22 protein-coding genes, 1 tRNA gene and 1 pseudogene are annotated in these 18,971 nt (G+C 41.5%); 21 read left to right on the forward strand and 3 right to left on the reverse strand.

Annotated features, from left to right (window positions below):
- Positions 1-107 precede the first annotated feature (107 nt).
- The 14 genes and pseudogenes from C1G53_RS00490 to C1G53_RS00555 form a co-directional block, all read left to right on the forward strand.
- Positions 108-386: a TIGR04197 family type VII secretion effector gene (locus tag C1G53_RS00490; RefSeq protein ID WP_105117266.1), complete on the forward strand. Its 279-nt coding sequence runs from the start codon at positions 108-110 to the stop codon at positions 384-386.
- Positions 386-745: a hypothetical protein gene (locus tag C1G53_RS00495; protein ID WP_105117267.1), complete on the forward strand. Its 360-nt coding sequence runs from the start codon at positions 386-388 to the stop codon at positions 743-745. The genes C1G53_RS00490 and C1G53_RS00495 overlap by 1 nt, the downstream gene beginning before the upstream one ends.
- Positions 736-2,313, forward strand: coding sequence for an ATP-binding protein (locus tag C1G53_RS00500; protein WP_105117268.1), 1,578 nt, complete (start codon positions 736-738; stop codon positions 2,311-2,313). The genes C1G53_RS00495 and C1G53_RS00500 overlap by 10 nt, the downstream gene beginning before the upstream one ends.
- Positions 2,303-2,854, forward strand: coding sequence for a hypothetical protein (locus C1G53_RS00505; RefSeq protein WP_238139077.1), 552 nt, complete (start codon positions 2,303-2,305; stop codon positions 2,852-2,854). The genes C1G53_RS00500 and C1G53_RS00505 overlap by 11 nt, the downstream gene beginning before the upstream one ends.
- A gap of 3 nt (positions 2,855-2,857) precedes the next feature.
- On the forward strand, positions 2,858-3,394 hold the full coding sequence (locus tag C1G53_RS00510; protein WP_105117269.1) for a hypothetical protein: 537 nt from the start codon (positions 2,858-2,860) through the stop codon (positions 3,392-3,394).
- 3 nt (positions 3,395-3,397) lie between these two features.
- Positions 3,398-3,934 (forward strand): hypothetical protein, encoded by a 537-nt coding sequence (locus tag C1G53_RS00515; protein ID WP_105117270.1) that lies wholly within the window; start codon positions 3,398-3,400, stop codon positions 3,932-3,934.
- Between the two features lie 3 nt (positions 3,935-3,937).
- The gene (locus C1G53_RS00520) at positions 3,938-4,474 is read left to right on the forward strand and encodes a hypothetical protein (RefSeq protein ID WP_105117271.1); all 537 of its coding nucleotides are present in this window, start codon (positions 3,938-3,940) and stop codon (positions 4,472-4,474) included.
- Positions 4,475-4,690: 216 nt separating this feature from the next.
- Positions 4,691-5,503, forward strand: a complete 813-nt coding sequence (gene purR, locus C1G53_RS00525) for a pur operon repressor (protein ID WP_044674726.1) — start codon at positions 4,691-4,693, stop codon at positions 5,501-5,503.
- A gap of 282 nt (positions 5,504-5,785) precedes the next feature.
- Positions 5,786-6,325 carry a hypothetical protein gene (locus tag C1G53_RS00530; RefSeq protein WP_153046627.1) on the forward strand — a complete coding sequence of 180 codons (540 nt, stop codon included), beginning with the start codon at positions 5,786-5,788 and terminating at the stop codon, positions 6,323-6,325.
- A gap of 3 nt (positions 6,326-6,328) precedes the next feature.
- Complete coding sequence (locus C1G53_RS00535; RefSeq protein ID WP_105117273.1) at positions 6,329-6,655, forward strand: hypothetical protein; 327 nt, start codon at positions 6,329-6,331, stop codon at positions 6,653-6,655.
- Between the two features lie 1,018 nt (positions 6,656-7,673).
- A complete protein-coding gene (locus tag C1G53_RS00540) occupies positions 7,674-8,039 on the forward strand; it encodes a hypothetical protein (RefSeq protein ID WP_153046628.1) in 366 nt (121 codons plus the stop codon).
- On the forward strand, positions 8,030-8,332 hold the full coding sequence (locus C1G53_RS00545) for a DUF4176 domain-containing protein (RefSeq protein ID WP_419579779.1): 303 nt from the start codon (positions 8,030-8,032) through the stop codon (positions 8,330-8,332). The genes C1G53_RS00540 and C1G53_RS00545 overlap by 10 nt, the downstream gene beginning before the upstream one ends.
- Complete coding sequence (locus tag C1G53_RS00550; RefSeq protein WP_105117275.1) at positions 8,320-9,135, forward strand: hypothetical protein; 816 nt, start codon at positions 8,320-8,322, stop codon at positions 9,133-9,135. The genes C1G53_RS00545 and C1G53_RS00550 overlap by 13 nt, the downstream gene beginning before the upstream one ends.
- A gap of 216 nt (positions 9,136-9,351) precedes the next feature.
- Positions 9,352-10,131, forward strand: a pseudogene (locus tag C1G53_RS00555) (FtsK/SpoIIIE domain-containing protein); the annotation flags it as partial.
- A gap of 48 nt (positions 10,132-10,179) precedes the next feature.
- On the opposite strand, the gene C1G53_RS00560 reads toward C1G53_RS00555, so the two are convergent.
- Positions 10,180-11,049, reverse strand: coding sequence for an RluA family pseudouridine synthase (locus tag C1G53_RS00560; RefSeq protein ID WP_105117276.1), 870 nt, complete (start codon positions 11,047-11,049; stop codon positions 10,180-10,182).
- Between the two features lies 1 nt (position 11,050).
- Positions 11,051-12,019: an NAD(P)/FAD-dependent oxidoreductase gene (locus C1G53_RS00565; protein WP_105117277.1), complete on the reverse strand. Its 969-nt coding sequence runs from the start codon at positions 12,017-12,019 to the stop codon at positions 11,051-11,053.
- A 152-nt stretch (positions 12,020-12,171) separates the two neighbouring features.
- Here C1G53_RS00565 and pbp2a point away from each other — a divergent pair, with 152 nt between their 5' ends.
- From pbp2a to nusG, 4 genes are all read left to right on the forward strand, one after another.
- Positions 12,172-14,391 carry a penicillin-binding protein PBP2A gene (gene pbp2a, locus C1G53_RS00570; RefSeq protein WP_105117278.1) on the forward strand — a complete coding sequence of 740 codons (2,220 nt, stop codon included), beginning with the start codon at positions 12,172-12,174 and terminating at the stop codon, positions 14,389-14,391.
- A gap of 33 nt (positions 14,392-14,424) precedes the next feature.
- Complete coding sequence (gene rpmG, locus C1G53_RS00575; RefSeq protein ID WP_002940258.1) at positions 14,425-14,577, forward strand: 50S ribosomal protein L33; 153 nt, start codon at positions 14,425-14,427, stop codon at positions 14,575-14,577.
- A 9-nt stretch (positions 14,578-14,586) separates the two neighbouring features.
- On the forward strand, positions 14,587-14,763 hold the full coding sequence (gene secE / locus C1G53_RS00580) for a preprotein translocase subunit SecE (RefSeq protein WP_105117279.1): 177 nt from the start codon (positions 14,587-14,589) through the stop codon (positions 14,761-14,763).
- Positions 14,764-14,872: 109 nt separating this feature from the next.
- Positions 14,873-15,412, forward strand: coding sequence for a transcription termination/antitermination protein NusG (gene nusG, locus C1G53_RS00585; protein WP_002940254.1), 540 nt, complete (start codon positions 14,873-14,875; stop codon positions 15,410-15,412).
- Positions 15,413-15,592: 180 nt separating this feature from the next.
- Here the strand turns inward: nusG and C1G53_RS00590 are convergent.
- Positions 15,593-15,663: transfer RNA gene (locus C1G53_RS00590), tRNA-Cys, on the reverse strand.
- A 179-nt stretch (positions 15,664-15,842) separates the two neighbouring features.
- Between C1G53_RS00590 and C1G53_RS00595 the strand changes: the two genes are divergently transcribed.
- The 3 genes from C1G53_RS00595 to rpsB all read left to right on the forward strand — a co-directional run bounded on the left by C1G53_RS00595 (position 15,843) and on the right by rpsB (position 18,965).
- Positions 15,843-16,994 (forward strand): DUF6287 domain-containing protein, encoded by a 1,152-nt coding sequence (locus C1G53_RS00595; RefSeq protein ID WP_105117280.1) that lies wholly within the window; start codon positions 15,843-15,845, stop codon positions 16,992-16,994.
- Positions 16,995-17,013: 19 nt separating this feature from the next.
- Positions 17,014-18,003, forward strand: a complete 990-nt coding sequence (locus C1G53_RS00600; RefSeq protein ID WP_105117281.1) for a DUF4767 domain-containing protein — start codon at positions 17,014-17,016, stop codon at positions 18,001-18,003.
- Between the two features lie 185 nt (positions 18,004-18,188).
- Positions 18,189-18,965 (forward strand): 30S ribosomal protein S2, encoded by a 777-nt coding sequence (gene rpsB / locus C1G53_RS00605; RefSeq protein WP_014637198.1) that lies wholly within the window; start codon positions 18,189-18,191, stop codon positions 18,963-18,965.
- Positions 18,966-18,971: the final 6 nt, after the last annotated feature.

An 18,971-nucleotide genomic window follows, 5' to 3' on the forward strand; every position in this document is an offset into this window, starting at 1 on the left:
AAAAAGTTCGCTTTTTATAGTTTATAGATGGAATGTATATTGAACAATGGAGTCGTCATATATTGTGATATAATTAGAGAGTATGACGTTTTGGAAGGAGATTCTCTATGAGTGGGACAATCAAATCAAGCCCAGTATCTGCTGCTTCTGCCATTAGTGAATTGGTAGGAGTAGATGCCAGCACCGTTCAAAACCAATCTGTGGATTTTAGCTATACTAGTGGTATTTCCGGCATGGAAAGCGGACGACAAGTTTCTAATCAAATGCTTCAGGCGGTCAGTGATTTGAGTCAGGCAGTTCTGATTCAAGCCAATAAATTTCCTCAAATCGCTGCAAAGCTAGAGAAACGCGATATAGAAGAAGCACAAAGATGGAGAAGCAACTAATGAATCGGATTGAGTATGAAGAAAAATCAGCTGCTCTGACACAAGAAATCAATCGGATAGAGTGGCTAGAAGAAGATTTTTTATCGTTGAAGCGAAGACATGAAGAAAGGGTCTTGGATCTCCAATCGGAGTTTCATCATCTGTCCCTTGAAGTGGAATCACTTCTGTATCATGTACCTGAGGAGACCCCAAGTAAACATATAGACTTGCAGAAAAATGGAGACTTGAAATGGCAGATAGATCATTATGTCAGTGAACATTTGGACCAACTATCGCACCATGCAAGTCAAGTTCGCCATCAACTGGACGATGAAAGAGAAGAACGAATCAGAGAAAGGAATCGTCTAACATGGGAGTAAAATATAGCGCCTCTGAGTCCGCCATGCTCATACAAGCCATGGGAAACAATATTCAGCTGGCTAATGAAGTCACAGATAGGCTGTCTAGCGGCTGCGACCATCTCATTGCCAGTCTTGATTCTGGGGAGTTGCAAGGGGCAGCCTATACGGCGGGTAGAGGATTGTTTTCAGATATCATCATCCCTTCTATCAAAAAACTGCAGGCAGCCATTGACGATATTCAGACCGAGCTGGATTCTTATAAGGTAGCAGATGGCACGGTATCGGGCTATGGAACCTTAGACTTGGAAGAATTGAAAAGGCTAGAACAATTAAGGAACCGTCAGCTTGACATTGTCAGCCAACAGATAGAAGAAAACGAGAGCTTTCTCAGCCAAGTAGGTGCTCTCTTGTCTGGAAAATATGGGAAGTTATGGAGTGATACAGGCTATCTTTACCAAGCCAAGGAAAATCTGGAGGTTGATCTTCAGGATATTCAAGAGAAAATTGAGAAGCTGGAATGGTTTGTTTCCCAAGTCTCGTCTTATTTTACAGATAGCCTAGAAATATTGCGTTTGGCCATCCAAGGAGCTACACAGCTTAGCCAAGTACTCGTTGATAGTGATGGAAGTTATTACACTGAAGGTCTGGACATGAACTGGGTTGTTGGCATGAAAAATCAGCCCCTAAAGAGCCATACTTTAGCCCCTGGAACCTCCGTCACTAAGGCAGAAAAAGCCAAGAAGCTCATTATTGATGACTTTAAGAACTCTTACGACCTAGACGAAGAATCAGCACTAGCCCTCTATAACCTCCAACAGGGTATCCTCGAACGGGCTGAACGAGACGGCTGGTCCAATGAACAAGTGATATATGAATATAATCGTTTGGTGGCTTCATTTGTGCCGGATAATTTTGTTAGTATCCGTTGGAAAGCTATAGTGGGAACGGTTAATGTGGATGATCGCGATAGAATTTGTAGGCTCTATGGTCTAGATACAGAAGAAGTTGATATATTATCTAGAAAACTAATTGAACAGCATAAAAAAGAAGCTATCTCAAGAGATTTGGCACATGAAGCTGTCCAGTTAGCTGCCTTTACGGAGCAGAGCTGGGATTTTGACATTTCTTCTATTGTTCATCTAATCAGTACAATAGCTAATACTGGTAGAGTACATATCGGGACAACAACGGCGAGAATCCCAGTTCCCATGGAACAGTATGAGATATCTTTCAAGGGTGATATTGACTCTGGTAGGTATGGGGATCGAGATTTTAACTCTGACTTGGATCCCATCAATGGCTATTATTTAATGAAAGAAGCAGATGTGAAGGATATCTTTACAGTGCAAGCGGATTACAATAGAAAAATTGATGCCAATGAGTTGAATCGAGTCCAAGAGTTCTATGGAGTAATTGGCGATGGAGATGTCGATAAAGGCAAAAGACTCGTAGAGTTTATTGTTAGAGATGACAGCAGTTGGGGACATCAATTTATCACTTGGGGTCAATCGAAGGAAGAAAAGAGGCAACACCAAGACGCCTTCAAGGATTATTTGGAAAGGGGTGGTGAAACCAATGTTGAATAAGCTACGAAAACATAAAAAAATCATGTTCCCTATTCTTGTAATGTTCACCGTAGTCATTTCCTTTTTTGGCTACAGAGAGTACGATTACGGAGCTTTCAAGAGAGCTTATGAAAATGGCACGGTCTATGAACAGTTAATAGTTCTGACTGGCTATGGTAGAATAGTTGGTGGCAAACGTTATGTTGAGGCCGTTCGGAAGGCGGGTTACGAGATTGATGAGTATAATTTGAGGATGAACGATAACATCACCAGTTTAACTACCAAAAAAATAGAAATAAAAGTTATTCCGTTAAACAATAGAGTTGACCTTCATTATAGCTACATTTTGAATGAACAACCATTAGGTGTCAGTCAAATACTTAATGAAAAAATGGAGTTGGATAGAGATGGAATATACTATCTCCTTGATGAATCTGGACAGGATAAGGAAAGAATTCAATTGAGTGAGGATGAGCAAGAGCAACTAAGGGAAGTCGCTGAGAATGAACTCAAAGCCATGTTAAAAGATATCTATGATTCCATGTACCCTGAAGGGAAGTAAGCAATGTTAAGTAAGAAAACCCGAGTATTTGTCCTCATAGTATTGACGTTGGTGCTATCGTTTTTTGGTTACCGTCAGTACTGTTACGGTGATTTTAAGCGAACCTATGAGAGCGGAGCTCCTACCTATGAACAATTCTATTCTCTGACAAGATATGACAGATTTTTTGGGAAACAATATGTGGACGATGTAAAGAAAGCGGGCTACGACCTAGATGATTACAATTTGAAGATGATGGATCGAATTCCTGCAATAACTTCTAAAAAGTTAGGGATAAAATTTATTCCAGAAGAGATACATATCACTGTCAGTTTTAACTATGAATTGAATGGCAGACAGATTAATGTATTCCAGCAACTTAACAAGGATATGAATCGGGATGGTAAAGGCAGCTACTATTTACAGGATGAAAACGGTAATCTGATTGAGAGTGTAGAGTTGACAGAAGCTGAGGAGCAAGAGTTGACAGAAATCGCTATTGCGGAGCTGGAAGATCTACTGGCAGATGTCTACCACTCCATGTATCCTGAGGAGAAGTAAGTAATGTTGAGTAAGAAAAGCCGAGTGACTGTCCTCATAGTATTGACTTTGGTGCTATCGTTTTTCGGTTACCGTCAGTACTGTTACGGTGATTTTAAGCGAACCTATGAGAGCGGAGCTCCTACCTATGAACAATTCTATTCTCTGACAAGATATGACAGATTTTTTGGGAAACAATATGTGGACGATGTAGAGAAAGCAGGCTATAACCTAGATGATTACAATCTGATGATGATGGACCGAATTCCTGCAATAACTTCTAAAAAGTTAGGGATAAAATTTATTCCAGAAGAGATACATATTACTGTCAGCTTTAACTATGAATTGAATGGCAGACGGATTAGTGTCTTCCAACAACTTGATAAAAATATGAGACGAAATGGAGCTGGTGGTTATGATCTGATAGATGAAAATGGAAATGATATAGAGAGAATAGAGCTGACAGAAGCTGAGGAGCAAGAGTTGACAGAAATCGCTATTGCTGAGCTAGAAGCACTACTGGCAGATGTCTACCACTCCATGTACCCTGAGGAGAAGTAAGCAATGTTAAGTAAGAAAACCCGGGTGACTATCCTCATAGTATTGACGTTGGTGCTATCGTTTTTTAGTTACCGACTGTATTGTTACGGTGATTTTAAGCGAACCTATGAGAATGGAGCTCCTACCTATGAACAATTCTATTCTCTGACAGGGCTGGGAAGACTTTTTGGCAAACAATATGTGGACGATGTAAAGAAAGCAGGCTATAACCTAGATGATTACAATCTGATGATGATGGACCGAATTCCCGCATTAACATCTAAAAAGTTAGGGATAGAATTTGTTCCAGAAAAGTCACATATCCGTGTTAGATTTAACTATGAATTGAATGGCAGACGGATTAGTGTCTTCCAACAACTTGATAAAAATATGAGACGAAAAGGAGATGGTGTTTATGATCTGATTGATGAAAATGGAAATGATATAGAAAGCATCCAATTGAGTGAGGAAGAACAAGAGCAACTAAGGGAAGTCGCTGAGAATGAACTCAAAGCCATGTTAAAAGATATCTATGACTCCATGTATCCTGAGGGGAAGTAAGCAATAGGCAGAGCGCGTAGCTCCCCTTCAAATCCCCTTGATGAAAGAACAGGCTGATGCTGTTTGGACTTGGTATCAAGGCTATAGCAGGCTTCGACCATCATGGTATTTGTGAAAAATGAACAAAATACGAAAAAGACGGACTTTTTAAAATAAAAAAGTTCGCTTTTTGCATAGATTGTGCTATAATAGGAAAAAGCCAAAAAGGAGAACGATATGAAATTAAGAAGAAGTGAACGAATGGTTGTTATCTCTAACTACCTCATCAATCACCCTTACGAATTAACAAGCTTGAATACCTTTGCGGAAAAGTATGAGTCTGCCAAGTCTTCGATTTCAGAAGATATTGCAATTATTAAAAAAGCCTTTGAAGAAAGTTCGATTGGTCAGATTGAAACCATTACTGGTGCCAGTGGAGGGGTTGTGTTTACGCCTTCTATTTCTAAGGAAGAGTCCATCGAGATTGCCCAAACTCTTCGTGACCAGATGGCTGAAAGTAACCGAATTTTGCCAGGTGGTTATATTTACTCATCTGACCTTCTTTCAACACCTCATGTCTTGAAAAACGTTGGTCGTATTATTGCCAATGCTTTTAAGGAAGAAAAGATTGATGCTGTCATGACAGTTGCAACAAAAGGTGTTCCCTTGGCCAATGCCGTTGCCAATGTACTCAATGTTCCATTTGTTATTGTTCGTCGGGATCTTAAGATTACAGAAGGTTCGACCGTTTCTGTTAACTATGTGTCAGGATCCAGCGACCGCATTGAAAAAATGTTCCTATCCAAGCGTAGCTTGAAGGCGGGAAGCCGTGTCTTGATTGTTGATGACTTCTTGAAAAATGGTGGTACCATCAATGGTATGATCAGCCTGCTCTCCGAGTTCGATTCTACTTTGGTTGGCGTAGCTGTCTTTGCGGAAAACCAAAAAGGAGACCGCAACGTAGCCAACTACAAATCCCTTCTAGCCGTGACCGACATCAATGTCAAAGAAAATCGCGTGGACGTTGAGTTGGGTAATATTTTTGAGTAACTTTTACTGGTCAACACCTCAAGAGATGTAAGCTGCCCCCTATTTAGATTATGCGTGCATAAAAAAGCTGATTGTTCAGCTTTTTTTGGTGGCTTCAAACTTATATCTAGGTAACATTTTTTAAATATGCCATCTTATCTAGAATTTTGGTATAATGGATAGATATTATGTAGAAGTCAGCGGTGTATATTCAGAAGCACTGTTTGATGTGGATTTATAGGTGATTTGTTAGTGATCGTAGTGCTACCTAGGTTAATCTCAATTTTTAGAAAGTGAGAAGAGATGAAGAAAATAATTGTTATCGTCACAAGCATGTTCTTATTAACGGCTTGTGGAAATTCGAGTACAACTACAGAAACACAATCAAGTGTTGAAAGTAGTACAAGTAGTTCAGTGGAGGATAAGGCGTTGACATTAGTACATGGAAAAAATACAACTCAAGCTGGTGAAGTTGTTCAATATGTTGAGGATTTGCTTGAAAAGAATCCTAACTTAGGAGAAGAAAATGCCATTAGTTTAAATTATGCGGATGCTACGAATTCAGATGGAACCACTACCTACGCCCTGTTCTTAGTAACGAACAGGACGGCAGATAGGATTGAACAAAATTTTGATTTTACGGTTAACTGGTCCTATGATGGAACGGTCATCTATGAAAATCAAAAAGTGCTGTATGAGCCTGATGAATATGGAGTGCTGGAGCCCAATACGACAGCCATTATCTTCCTACCTCTCCCTGCTGAGAGTGTTGATGTTGTAAAAAATATGACAGATAATAGCAAAATTTCACTCACGATTTCAGATTTGGCTTATGTGGAGTAAAGGATGAAAGAATCAACTTTGGGCTATGTTATTTTAACATTCGGATGTTGGCTTCTAGGTTTAGTCTTTTTCTACAACTGGCGGCGCCAAGTAACTATTAGAGATAAAAGCTCGGTGAAGACTGAAGGAATTGTTATCGACTACAAGATGTTTCAACTAGTTCATACACCAATTGTTGTATATTATGTCAATGGAGTGAAATATAAAACATATTTACGTTATTATATGCGTGATGTAGATAGAAGTAATGTTTACTTTGCCTATGAAACAGAAGAAGAATTGAAGCGAGAAATGTTACAGGACGATTTATCATTTATGCTAATCGAATAAACTACAATTATAAAAAGTATTGGCCTATTGGCTCGACTATGGCAGTTTACTATAACCCCAAAAATCCTAAATTGGCCTATGTTGAGCGGTATGCAGGAACGATACATTATTTCCGTAATCTAACTATACTAATCTTTGTAGTTTGGCTTCTTGCTATGTCAATTATTTACTTCTTTGCGGGATAAATTTTCAATAGAAAGGAGATTTTCACAATGTAAAAAGATGCTGAAATTGCTCGTTGTAACCAACGGATATCAACTACTAATAGTCAGCTTTCAAGTACAGAATCAACAATTGCCAGTTACAAAACAAAGCTAGAAGCACTTAAAAAAGCTTATGAAGCTATGAAGACGACTTTAAGGATAAAAAGAAATCATTGAGTCAATTACAGAGGAGCGCGGACACGAGTTGGTCTGGAAATTTATTCAATACAAAATATGGTAAACCACTCGAAGATTTGATCTCAGAGTCAGTGAGGTAGGAAGTAAGGCCCAATCAATCATTTCTAACTTCCAAGTCCCTGAATTATCTTGGTTTGGTTAAGGAGAAAACATGAAAAAAAACACTTTTAGATGCAAGCTTTGAAGAGAGCTTAAATCTATATGATGATCCATCTTATAAAAAATTTGGGAAACCAAATTTTGAATCAGCGCAAGAGACTGAGAAATATAGAGGAACCTTTAAAGGAAATTGGAATACTTTCTGGTGGAGTCTTCTTCTTATTTTTGGTGTCAATTATTTATTTGCTGTCATATCTAATATAATCTATCATCTCCCAAGTGAAAAAACATCCATTACCGGTTCTCCAATCAATTTTTTTCCGTATTGGATCTTTTATCTCTTGGCATTTCTATGGTTACTGATCGTTATTTTGGGAAAAAGATTCAAATTCAAGTTTATTCTAACTTATCGTACTCAGTTTCATATTTTTGTAACCTATTTTATTTGGTTATTGATTGAATTTAATTTACTTTTATTGAATGTATTTTATGGAACCCTCGGTATATTAGGGGTTGGCGTGATTTATTTTTCTCAAGCTGTTATTATTGGCAATCTGTTCAATCATAAAATTAAAAGTCTTAGTCAATTGCTATATGGTCAATTTTTGCCATCACAATTAGACAGAGCTTTCAGTTTTCTGGCACGGTATTTTTGGATTGTAGTGTTTATTTTAACCGTTTTAAAATGGATACTAGAAGGTTGGAAGGGCATGGATGGATTAGGTGTTTTAGGAACCTTGTCTATATGGTTTATTACCAATATAGGAATTTTGACCTTGCAAATCTATCTTTTTCTTCCGTTCTTTCTTCAGGGCTATTATAAATGGAAATATCCTGAAGAATATCGTGAGTGGGAAGGAAAAACAAAGGAAGAATGGTATTAGAAATGGAGAAATTATTGATGAAGAAATATTTACCAATTGGCTCAGTGGTTCAGCTCAAGAATGGGAATAGGAAAATTATGATTATTAATCGGTTCCCACTTTTTAGAAGAGAGAATGAAGTTGGCTATTTTGATTATTCCGACTGTCTTTATAAATTAGTCGATATAGGTGAGCAATTAGTAGAAAATACAGGAAAAGCAATAGAGTCGGCTTGGAATGATCTGAAATCGGTTGGTCAGAATGTATCTGAATTCTTTAATAATAATTTGGAGGCGGTAAATTGGTTTGGGTAGACGATTTCAATAAAGACGATATGAAAAAAGCAGTATATCAGGCAACAGAGATAGGAAAAAAATGGAATATTTTAACACCACTGGTAGGTTTTCCAATTTTAATCTCCTTTTTCGTATTTGGAGGGGTATTTCCAGTTTTATTTGGACAAACAGTCAGCAAAAGTGGGAACCCTATGTCCAATCCTGTTACCGAATTTGAATATGGGCTCGCTCTGCCCGGTTATTTTTGGTTACTATATGCGATTTCTGTTTGGATATTTTATACAATTTCATATTTTTTTTCAAAACGAAATAAGGTAGTGGCTTATAAATGGAACTTGCTTGCTTCGATTGTTATGATGGTTCCGATATATTATTCAATAGTTTACGGTTTTCAATTTTTTGTTCCTCTTTTAGGAATTCGCATTTCTCTCTGGTTAATCTTTATTATTTCAGTAATTTATTTATTTTATTATTCCTTAAATAGGGGAACTTATGAGTTTTCAAGCTATTCAGTTGAGAGGCGTAATTTATTATTGCAGACAGTTTTAGTCTTATGGGGAATTCATGCAATATTAAATTTTATTTTTAATGGGTTTGATCGAATTTTTGCTAGATTATTACTGTCAGGAATACCTTTGCTTCTACTCTTCTTTACTTATGGTTTTACAAAAATTTTAAGTTCGATGATAACTAGTATAAAATTAATAAAGTTAATTGAGAAAAATCAAGAACACTATCGAGAAGAATTTGGCTACTCTATCGAAGCTTGGTACGGTAAGAAGTCCAGACAATACAAAAAATGGTTGAAAGAAAATATTTGATAGATTGTAGATGATTGAATTGCCCAGCTAGTTTTAGCTGGGTCTTTTTGGTATAATAGAGAGGTAAAGACCATTCTTCATGGACGAATCTTCAATTCGTTTTTGCTTGCTGTAAAGCTCTGCTTTGGGTGGTTTTGTGATTAGCTGGATTTATAGGCTGTTTAAGGAGGTGTGGTTGTCTGCTCTGCTATTTTCCAAAAATATCGTAGTCGAAAGGGTACTACGGGTTCAGGTAAGTCAGAGGTCATCCAGTCTTATATCTTAAGCCTTGCGGTCAATTTCCATCCGCATGATGTGGCCTTTCTCCTCATCGACTATAAGGGTGGGGGCATGGCCAACCTCTTCAAGGACCTGCCTCACTTACTTGGGACTATCACCAACTTGGATGGCGCCCAGTCTATGCGGGCCTTGGTGTCCATCAATGCGGAGCTGAAGCGCCGTCAACGTCTCTTTGCAACCCACGATGTCAACCATATCAATCAATACCAGAAGAAGTACAAGCTGGGTGAGGTGAGTGAACCCCTGCCCCATCTCTTCTTGATCTCCGACGAGTTTGCGGAGCTCAAGACCAACCAACCTGACTTCATGAAGGAGCTGGTCTCAACCGCTCGTATCGGTCGAAGTTTGGGTATTCACCTGATCCTAGCTACTCAGAAGCCATCTGGTGTGGTGGATGACCAGATCTGGTCCAACTCCCGCTTCAAGCTGGCGCTCAAGGTGGCAGATCGGAGCGACTCCATGGAGATGCTTAAGACGCCAGACGCTGCTGAGATTACTCAGGTGGGTCGTGGCTATCTACAGGTCGGAAACAATGAAGTCTATGAACTCTTCCAGTCTGCCTGGTCTGGGGCTGATTACCAGCCTGATAAGGATGAGCAGGGGATTGAGGACCATACCATCTATGCCATCAATGACATCGGTCAATATGAGATTCTTAATGAAGACCTATCAGGTCTGGATCAGGCTGAGTCCATCAAGGAGGTTCCGAGTGAGCTTCAAGTAAAAAACACCCTCAGAGCATGAGAACTCTGGGGGTGTAGCTATTTATTTCATACTTCTCACTACCTTCTCAAAACTCTCCGACCTTGCTTCTACGCTGATTTCTTCGAGTGTCAGCGGGTGGGTCAGGCTGAGTTTTTGGGCGTGGAGCATGAGGCGGGGGGCAGCGACTTGACTGTAAAGAGGGTCACCGATTAGAGCATGACCGTGGTGGGCTAGATGGACTCGGATTTGGTGGGTCCGACCTGTCTGGAGGCGGCAGGATACCAGACTATTTTTGCCAAGGGTCTTCAAGAGGTGGACCTGGGTAAGAGCAGTCTGCCCCTTGCGGTTATCGACCACCCGCTTTCTGCGGTCGTGTCGGTCCCGTCCGATTTTATCGGTAATGGTCCAGTCAGCCTTTTTAAGCTGGCCTTGGCAGAGGGCTAGGTAGTCACGGTAGATGACCTTGTCCTCCAAAAGCCGATTGAGGATGGGCAGGATAAAGGGATTTTTGGCGAAGAGAATGGCTCCGCTGGTTTCCATATCCAGCCTGTGGACCACATAGCAGGTCTGTCCCACATAGGCAGATACATGGTTGAGCAGGGCAATTTCCGTAGGCTCATTGCCGTGGGTCTTCATGCCTTCAGGCTTGTTGACGATAATCAAATGCTCATCCTGATAGAGTTCCTCCACCAAGTTTGCCTGTCCCAGAGGAATACTTTTTTCAGGATAATCTTCCTGGTCAAAGGTCAATTCCAGCAGGTCACCTGCTGCAATTGGGCTCTGCCAGTTTATCAGCTCGCCGTTGACACGGACCTGCTTCTTGGTGCGGAGAAAGTGGCGGATTTTTCTGGGAATGAGAAAATAATCTTCCAAGACTTCCTTGACGGTCAGTTGGGGAAAGGCTTGGGGAATGCGAATGTCAATTTTCATCTTATAGGCTGGTGGAGTGCTTGGGTTGCACTTTTTCGTTTGGATTGAGGTAGTTCATGGCATTGTTAACAGCGGTTGGGGCTTCGCCCAGTCCAGTCGCAATCAGGTCGATTTTGCCCTCGTAGAAGCAACAGTCACCGATGGCATAGATACCAGGGACGGAGGTTTCTTGCTTGCTGTTGACGACAATGCGGTGGCGATTGAGTTCCAATCCCCATTCTTTCAGCGTTCCGACAGATGACTTGAAACCGTAGTTGACAAAGAGGTGGTCAAAAGATAGGGTCAGCTTGTCCTCGCTCTTTACCTTGTCAAAATCAATGGCAGAAGCTCTGCCATTTTCCCCAGAAAGCCCTTTAGGGACAAAAGGTGTGTGAATAGTAACGCTGGACTGCTTGAGCTCTTCCACGCTGTGCTCGAGGGCTCGGAAGTTGTCGCGACGGTGGACGATCTGGGTGGTTTTGGCGATTTTTTCAAAGGCCAGTGACCAATCGACCGCAGAGTCGCCGCCCCCCAAGACGACGATGTCCTTGTCGGCATACTGCTGGATGTTAGAAACGTGGTAGTGGACGTTATCAAAGCTGTCAGCACCATCAATTTCCAGCGGACGTGGCTTGAAGGCCCCGCCACCCATGGCGATAATCAGGGTCTTGGTTTGGTGACTGCCTTTATTGGTCGTCAGGTTAATAACCTCTCCAGACTCAATGGCAGTCAGGGTTTCATTGAGGCAGATGGTGGTGTCAAATGGAGCCAGTTGGGCAAGGAGGTTGTCGGTCAACTCCTGTCCCGTCAGGCTTGGAAAGGCCGGAATGTCCAAAATGGCCTTTTCAGGATAGAGAATGGCTGGCTGGCCCCCTAGTTGGGGCAGAGAGTCAATGATTTTGACCTTGGCTTGGCGGAGGTGGGCGTAGAAGGCGGCGAATAGACCGACTGGCCCGCCACCGATAATGGTAATGTCATATACTTGTGTCATGGAATATCCTTTTCTTGTTCAGAATGACCCTATTTTATCATATTTTTGGAAAATTTTCTCTGTCTGTTGTCACAAGTGGTCGCAGGCTTTTTTCTGCTAGTTTTTAGGAAATGGTGTATAATGGTACAAAATTCATTAGAAAGAGGTATGTAATGGATAGAGATGATTTAGAGTATCAACCGATTGATGTACCAGAGGACTTTCAGGCTGAGCAGGAAGAATATCCTCGTCGTAGCCGTCGAGGGAGTGGTAAATCTTTAGAAAAAGCAAAGAAGAAGTCACGAATTCCAGAGCCGATTCGCAAGTTTTGGCGTCGCTACCAGTTGACTAAGATTTTAATGATTGTGATTGGGGTTATAGTGCTGACCGTTGGAGGCTATCTTTTCTTCCTAGCCAAAACAGCCAATGTTGGGGATTTACAGGAAGCTCTCAAGGCTACCACCATTATCTATGATAAGGATGGGGCAGAAGCTGGCACCCTGTCTGGTCAAAAAGGCACTTATGTGGAGCTGGATGCGATTTCGGATCATATGGAAAATGCGGTTATCGCGACAGAAGATCGGAGTTTTTATAAAAACTCAGGAATTAACTACCAGCGGACTATTCTAGCAGTCTTGACCTTGGGGCGTTCAGGTGGTGGTTCAACCATTACGCAGCAGTTAGCCAAGAATGCCTTTTTGACTCAGGAACAGACTATTAGTCGGAAGGCTAGAGAATATTTCCTCGCCCTTGAAATCAATAAAAAATATAGCAAACAGGAAATTCTGACCATGTACCTCAACAATGCTTATTTTGGCAATGGGGTCTGGGGTGTGGAAGATGCCAGTCAAAAATATTTTGGGATTTCTGCCAGTGATTTGTCGATTGAGCAATCCGCTCTACTAGCAGGCATGTTGAAAGGTCCGGAGATTTATAATCCCTATTACTCTATTGAGAATGCGACCAATCGTCGTGATACGATTTTGCAAGCCATGGTAGATGCTGGAGTCATTGATCAGGCAACGGCTGATGCAGGTTTTCAGGTCGATTTGGCCAGTCAATTGGCGGATACCTATTCAGGCAAACAGAGTAATTATTCCTATCCATCCTATTTCGATGCGGTCATTGCAGAGGCCATTGATAGATATGGTTTGAAAGAATCGGACATCATCAACAACGGCTATCGGATCTATACGGAGATGGACCAGAATTCTCAGGCTAGCATGCAGGTCATTTTTGATGATGAAAGTATGTTCCCATCCTCCAGCTATGATGGGACCCATGCCCAGGCTGCCAGCGTGGCTCTTGATCCTAAGACGGGTGGCGTACGCGCCTTGGTTGGTCGTGTCAACAGTGCAGAGGATGCAGACTTTAGAACCTTTAACTTTGCGACCCAGGGGAAAAGAAGCCCAGGGTCAACCATTAAGCCTCTTGTAGCCTATGCACCTGCGGTGGCTGCGGGATGGTCCACAGACATGGCTTTGGATAACCATACGGAAACCTATGGCGATTACACTTTACATAACTACGATCGTTCGACCTCGGATACCATTCCTATGTATCAGGCCTTGGCTCTTTCTTACAATTTGCCAGTAGCTTATATAGTGAACACCTTGGGCATTGACAAGGCCTTTGAATATGGCAAGAAGTTCGGTCTGAACATGGATGAAGTCGAAAAGGTCTTGGGTGTATCAATTGGTTCGGGTGTGGAAACTAATCCTCTACAAATGGCCCAGGCCTATGCTGTCTTTGCCAATAAGGGTGTCATGAAAGACGCTCACTTGATTACTCGAATCGAAACGGCCAGTGGTAAGGTCTTAGCAGAGCACCGTGAAACCAGTACTAAGGTTCTTGAACGGTCGGTGGCTGATAAGATGACTTCTATGATGTTGGGAACATTTACAAACGGTACAGGTGTAACAGCTGATGCGGCAAATTACTACTTGGCTGGTAAGACGGGAACGACGGAAACCAGCTTTAATGTGGATTTGGTCAATGACCAGTGGCACATTGCCTACACGCCAGATTTGGTTATTAGTCAGTGGGTTGGTTTTGAGCAGACGGATGAAAACCACTATATTGACAGCGGCAGTTATTGGATGGCGCCAGCAGTTTTTCAAACAGTGGCCAATTCCATACTTCCCTATACTGCGGGAACTCCTTTTGATGTTGAGAATGCCTATGTGCAAAATGGAATTGTGGAGGTAGCAGAAGAACCAGCGACACAGTCTGAGGTTGGCATTAGCCAGGAGCAGGTACAGGAGATTTCCGATCAAGCTCGTAATCTGATTGAGCAAACCAAGCAAAATCTGATTGATGCCCAGTTGCCAGAGAGGGCTAAATCTCTTTGGGATACGGTTACAACTTGGTTTGAGGAGTTGTCAAATCCATAGAAACATGATAAAATAAAACGGATGGAGGGCTTTATGGCACTAAAAAAAGCAAGCCTAGCCTGTACTGTTTGTGGTTCTCGTAACTATTCGATTAGTCTGTCGAGCAATCCCAAGCCAACACGGTTAGAAGTAAATAAATTTTGTAAACATTGTGGACAATATACGGTTCACAAGGAAACCAGATAGGAGTAGCGCGTGAAATTCATTACAGATATTTTTCACATTTTGAAAAAGACTGCTTGGCCAACTCGCAAGCAGAGCTGGAAGGACTTTGCCTCTGTTGTGCAATACACAGCATTCTTTGTGGCTATTGTTTATCTCTTTGACTTGATTTTGTCAAGAGGAATCATGAGCCTGATCAATCTTTTCTAGAAAATACTTGCCATTTGTAAAATGGAAGTGATATAATAAAGAAAAGCGAAAGCCTTCGGGCTTTTTTTAGCGTCTAAAAATGCAGTGTTTCCAAAGAAAGGAAGTTAAAATGTACGATAGTTTTGATAAAGGCTGGTTTGTCTTGCAAACCTATTCAGGATATGAGAACAAGGTCAAGGAGAACTTGCTCCAACGTGCCCACACTTATAATATGTTGGAAAATATCCTTCGTGTAGAAATTCCGACACAGACTGTTCAGGTTGAGAAGAACGGTGAGGTCAAGGAAGTAGAAGAAAACCGTTTCCCTGGTTATGTTTTGGTGGAAATGGTTATGACAGATGAAGCTTGGTTTGTGGTGCGTAACACACCAAACGTTACAGGTTTCGTGGGTTCACACGGTAACCGTTCAAAACCAACTCCACTCTTGGAAGAAGAAATCCGTCAAATCTTGGTATCTATGGGTCAAACTGTCCAAGAATTTGATATTGATGTCAAAGTTGGCGACACGGTTCGTATCATCGATGGTGCCTTTACAGACTACACAGGTAAAATCACAGAAATCGACAACAACAAGGTCAAAATGGTTATCTCTATGTTTGGTAACGACACCATTGCTGAAGTTAACTTGAGCCAGATTGCTGAGTTGTAATTTATTCATACTCCCCTAGGTAATAGCCTGGGGGAGTTTTTTGATGGTTTGAAAAGTTCTTGCCCAAAATTCGCCCCAAATTATTTTCAAACTTAACCGAATTTAACCGAATTAAAAATCAAAAAAGCCCGAAAAATCGGGCTTTTGACTTGTATAAATTCGGATAAAATCCTATAATAAAGGCGGTAGACGGATTTGAACCGACGATCAAGCTTTTGCAGAGCCGTGCCTTACCACTTGGCTATACCGCCATAACAAAGAATATTGTACCTTAAATAGTGAAATTGGTCAAGTGGAAAAATAAACATTTACAGATAATGTGTCTAGCAAAGGGTATCGGAAATTAGCAAAGCTAGTCGGAGCAACTGTCGGTATGATCAAGAATGGCCATACCTTTCGTTCCCAATCTATTTTTTATTTGGAGGTTATTATGAAAAAATATCTAGCTCTAGCACTGGTTTGTGTAGCGACATTAGCAGCTTGTAGCAAGTCAAATGTCCAGACGAAACAATCCTCAACCTCGTCATCCACTCAGCAAAGTTCGACTAGTTCATCAACGAAACAACAAAGTTCAACTAGTTCGAGCCAAGTCAAGAAGGACGATAAGGAACTGTATCAGTCCGTCTTTTCGGATTATCAGGCAATCATTGATTTTGCGAATAGTGCGGACAAAGAAAATGTAGAAAAAATGATGGCTGTCCTACAAGGTTTACAGCTTCCGATGAATTCTTGGGTTATGGAAAGTGCAGTAAAAACTGCTCCCCATTTAAGATATGCCTTTTATGATCTTAATCAGGATGGTCAGAATGAACTGTTTATCGGATCTGAAAATACAGATGGGTCAGTATTTGTAACGGGATTCTACGCGATTATTGATGGTCAGGTTTCTTTGTTGGCGGAAGGTTTTGTGGCTGGACATGGTGGTGCAAGGAGCGCAGTGGCTTTGTTCAATGATGGGGAATTTATTAGCTACGGCTGGAGCTCGGGAACAGGCGATGCTATCGGTATGTTGAAGGTTTTGGATGCAAATGGACAAGTCACACAAGTATCTGAAAAAGAGTTTCATATCCAGGACAAGCTTGCTACGGTTTTTGGGAAAAATGAAGGCCTCCTCTTGGAACCGCGTCAGTTTGACTGGGAAGATTTTGAGTTTGACATGGTTGAAACGAAAACCAGCAGTTCCGACCAAACCGATAGTGTCCAGTCCATGAATTTGGAACAAATACAAGCTGGAAATTTTGCTAGCTTGGAAGGTGACTGGGTCAATGCACGTGGCGATCGAATAGAGATTGATAGTCAGGGGAATGTGGCTGTAAATGGTGGTGGCAATACTGCCTTTGTTGATGTACAATATGCCAAGTTTGAAGGTGAAGTTCTTTTAGCTGGAATTACCAATCCAAATGCTATGGCTTCACCTACCATACCAACTTTGCTGATTCCAAAAGGGGTACAGAATACTTATGGATTTTTAGAAGGGCATAGCGATCAGACGGACACTAGCAAGGATAGGATTTTTACTACCCAGAGTGTTGCAACGACAGAAAGCTTTAGCCAAGGTGTCTTTTATCGAGTGGATGATTAGTTAAAATGGGAGAGATAAAATGAAAAAGAAAAGATTTATTTCATGCTTACTTTTGGGAGCCAGTGTCTGCTTACTAGCTGCCTGTGGTGGGCAGAAGCAGGAAGTAACCCCGACATCTTCATCTGCTTCTATAAGTTCGACTAGTTCTAGTTCCAGCACATCAACCACCTCTTCGACCACCTCTGTAGCTAGTAGTTCAAGTAGCCAAACGGGCTTGTGGGATGCTAGCAAGGCAGAGGCATTGAGGACGTTTGTGATTGACCAGTGGGGACCTTCTTTCTCGCCTCCACAATATTATGTATCCTATAGCCCCAATCGTGTAGGGAACTTTTTTGGTGTGACCTTGCCTTCTGGAGTTTTGACTGGTCCTGGTCAGCAAATGACACCTGATTTTCTAGGAGAAACTCCTGACCTAGTTTGGAGTGAAACTGGTCAAGTAGAGGCAGGAAAAACAGCCGTAGTCGGAATGTATTCAGATTTAGAAGTATCAAAATCACAATTAGCCCACCTCTATCTCTTTACCATCAAGGACGGTCAGGTTATTGCTTGGATTACCGAGCAAAATCAGGGTAATCCAGAGAAGCGTTTGTATTTCCGACCAACTAAAAACCAGGAATTACAAGCCTTCTTTGAAAACTTGGTCCTCGATGGTAGTTCGATAGCAGCGACTGAAACCAGTTCAGCGACGGCTACTAAGTCTTCAGTAGACACCAAGAACTTGACCGTCGAGCAGGCTGCAAATTGGGCCAAGGCACATGCAGCTTCTCGTTACGGGGCTCCTTTTACCAAAGCGGATTTTCTAGCCCAAGTGGTTACCAATGTGCAATCTTCGGATGGCTTGGTCTATGTTGAGGTAAGGGAAGACCATAATAGCCCTAATATGCAGGGAACAGATCCCAATGTTGCTCCATCAGCTGGTTTTTATAGAATAAATGCCAGTGGACAGTTAGAAAGAATGGATGTTGTGGCAGGGTCTTATTCTATTGTTGCAGAAACATACTTTGAATAGAAAAAGTGCCGATTTTTGACGAATTTCTCTACTATTTTACTTGAAAATAGGCAGGTATTCTGATATACTAATAGAGTTGCTGTGCAACAAATACTCATCTCGAACCAATTGTGACCCTGTTGCCGAAAGGTTGGGCTGCAAGTCGAAGTTTGGGAGAGGAGAAAAAACAAAAAGGAGAAATACTCATGGCAGTAATTTCAATGAAACAACTTCTTGAGGCTGGTGTACACTTCGGTCACCAAACTCGTCGCTGGAATCCTAAGATGGCTAAGTACATCTTCACAGAACGTAACGGTATCCACGTTATCGACTTGCAACAAACTGTAAAATTGGCTGACCAAGCTTACGAATTCATCCGTGACGCTGCAGCAAACGACGCAGTTATCTTGTTCGTAGGTACTAAAAAACAAGCTGCTGAAGCTGTTAAAGACGAAGCTATCCGCGCTGGTCAATACTTCATCAACCACCGTTGGTTGGGTGGAACTCTTACAAACTGGGGTACAATCCAAAAACGTATCGCTCGTTTGAAAGAAATCAACCGCATGGAAGAAGATGGAACTTTCGACGTGCTTCCTAAGAAAGAAGTAGCATTGTTGAACAAACAACGTGCTCGTCTTGAAAAATTCTTGGGCGGTATCGCTGACATGCCACGCATTCCAGACGTAATGTTCGTAGTTGACCCACACAAAGAGCAAATCGCTGTTAAAGAAGCTAAGAAATTGGGTATCCCAGTTGTAGCGATGGTTGACACAAACACAGATCCAGATGATATTGATGTTATCATCCCAGCTAACGACGACGCTATCCGCGCTGTTAAATTGATCACAGCTAAAATGGCTGACGCTATCATCGAAGGTAACCAAGGTGAAGACAGCGTAGCAGCAGTTGAAGCTGAATTGGCAGCTGAGCCAGCATCTACAGAATCAATCGAAGAATTGGTTGAAGTTGTAGAAGGAAAATAAGTAACG

The organism is Streptococcus suis, from assembly GCF_002960445.1.
GTDB classification, from domain to species: Bacteria; Bacillota; Bacilli; order Lactobacillales; family Streptococcaceae; genus Streptococcus; species Streptococcus hyiners.

Excerpts from the sequence above, each read along its gene's own strand:
- purR (WP_044674726.1), top strand. The coding sequence starts at position 4,691 with ATGAAATTAAGAAGAAGTGAACGAATGGTTGTTATCTCTAACTACCTC.
- nusG (WP_002940254.1), top strand. The coding sequence starts at position 14,873 with ATGTACGATAGTTTTGATAAAGGCTGGTTTGTCTTGCAAACCTATTCA.
- C1G53_RS00505 (WP_238139077.1), top strand. The coding sequence starts at position 2,303 with ATGTTGAATAAGCTACGAAAACATAAAAAAATCATGTTCCCTATTCTT.
- rpsB (WP_014637198.1), top strand. The coding sequence starts at position 18,189 with ATGGCAGTAATTTCAATGAAACAACTTCTTGAGGCTGGTGTACACTTC.
- C1G53_RS00530 (WP_153046627.1), top strand. The coding sequence starts at position 5,786 with ATGAAGAAAATAATTGTTATCGTCACAAGCATGTTCTTATTAACGGCT.
- C1G53_RS00535 (WP_105117273.1), top strand. The coding sequence starts at position 6,329 with ATGAAAGAATCAACTTTGGGCTATGTTATTTTAACATTCGGATGTTGG.
- C1G53_RS00600 (WP_105117281.1), top strand. The coding sequence starts at position 17,014 with ATGAAAAAGAAAAGATTTATTTCATGCTTACTTTTGGGAGCCAGTGTC.
- C1G53_RS00565 (WP_105117277.1), bottom strand. The coding sequence starts at position 12,019 with ATGACACAAGTATATGACATTACCATTATCGGTGGCGGGCCAGTCGGT.
- C1G53_RS00520 (WP_105117271.1), top strand. The coding sequence starts at position 3,938 with ATGTTAAGTAAGAAAACCCGGGTGACTATCCTCATAGTATTGACGTTG.
- rpmG (WP_002940258.1), top strand. The coding sequence starts at position 14,425 with ATGGCACTAAAAAAAGCAAGCCTAGCCTGTACTGTTTGTGGTTCTCGT.
- C1G53_RS00545 (WP_419579779.1), top strand. The coding sequence starts at position 8,030 with ATGGTATTAGAAATGGAGAAATTATTGATGAAGAAATATTTACCAATT.
- pbp2a (WP_105117278.1), top strand. The coding sequence starts at position 12,172 with ATGGATAGAGATGATTTAGAGTATCAACCGATTGATGTACCAGAGGAC.
- C1G53_RS00510 (WP_105117269.1), top strand. The coding sequence starts at position 2,858 with ATGTTAAGTAAGAAAACCCGAGTATTTGTCCTCATAGTATTGACGTTG.
- C1G53_RS00490 (WP_105117266.1), top strand. The coding sequence starts at position 108 with ATGAGTGGGACAATCAAATCAAGCCCAGTATCTGCTGCTTCTGCCATT.
- C1G53_RS00500 (WP_105117268.1), top strand. The coding sequence starts at position 736 with ATGGGAGTAAAATATAGCGCCTCTGAGTCCGCCATGCTCATACAAGCC.
- C1G53_RS00560 (WP_105117276.1), bottom strand. The coding sequence starts at position 11,049 with ATGAAAATTGACATTCGCATTCCCCAAGCCTTTCCCCAACTGACCGTC.
- C1G53_RS00495 (WP_105117267.1), top strand. The coding sequence starts at position 386 with ATGAATCGGATTGAGTATGAAGAAAAATCAGCTGCTCTGACACAAGAA.
- C1G53_RS00595 (WP_105117280.1), top strand. The coding sequence starts at position 15,843 with ATGAAAAAATATCTAGCTCTAGCACTGGTTTGTGTAGCGACATTAGCA.
- C1G53_RS00515 (WP_105117270.1), top strand. The coding sequence starts at position 3,398 with ATGTTGAGTAAGAAAAGCCGAGTGACTGTCCTCATAGTATTGACTTTG.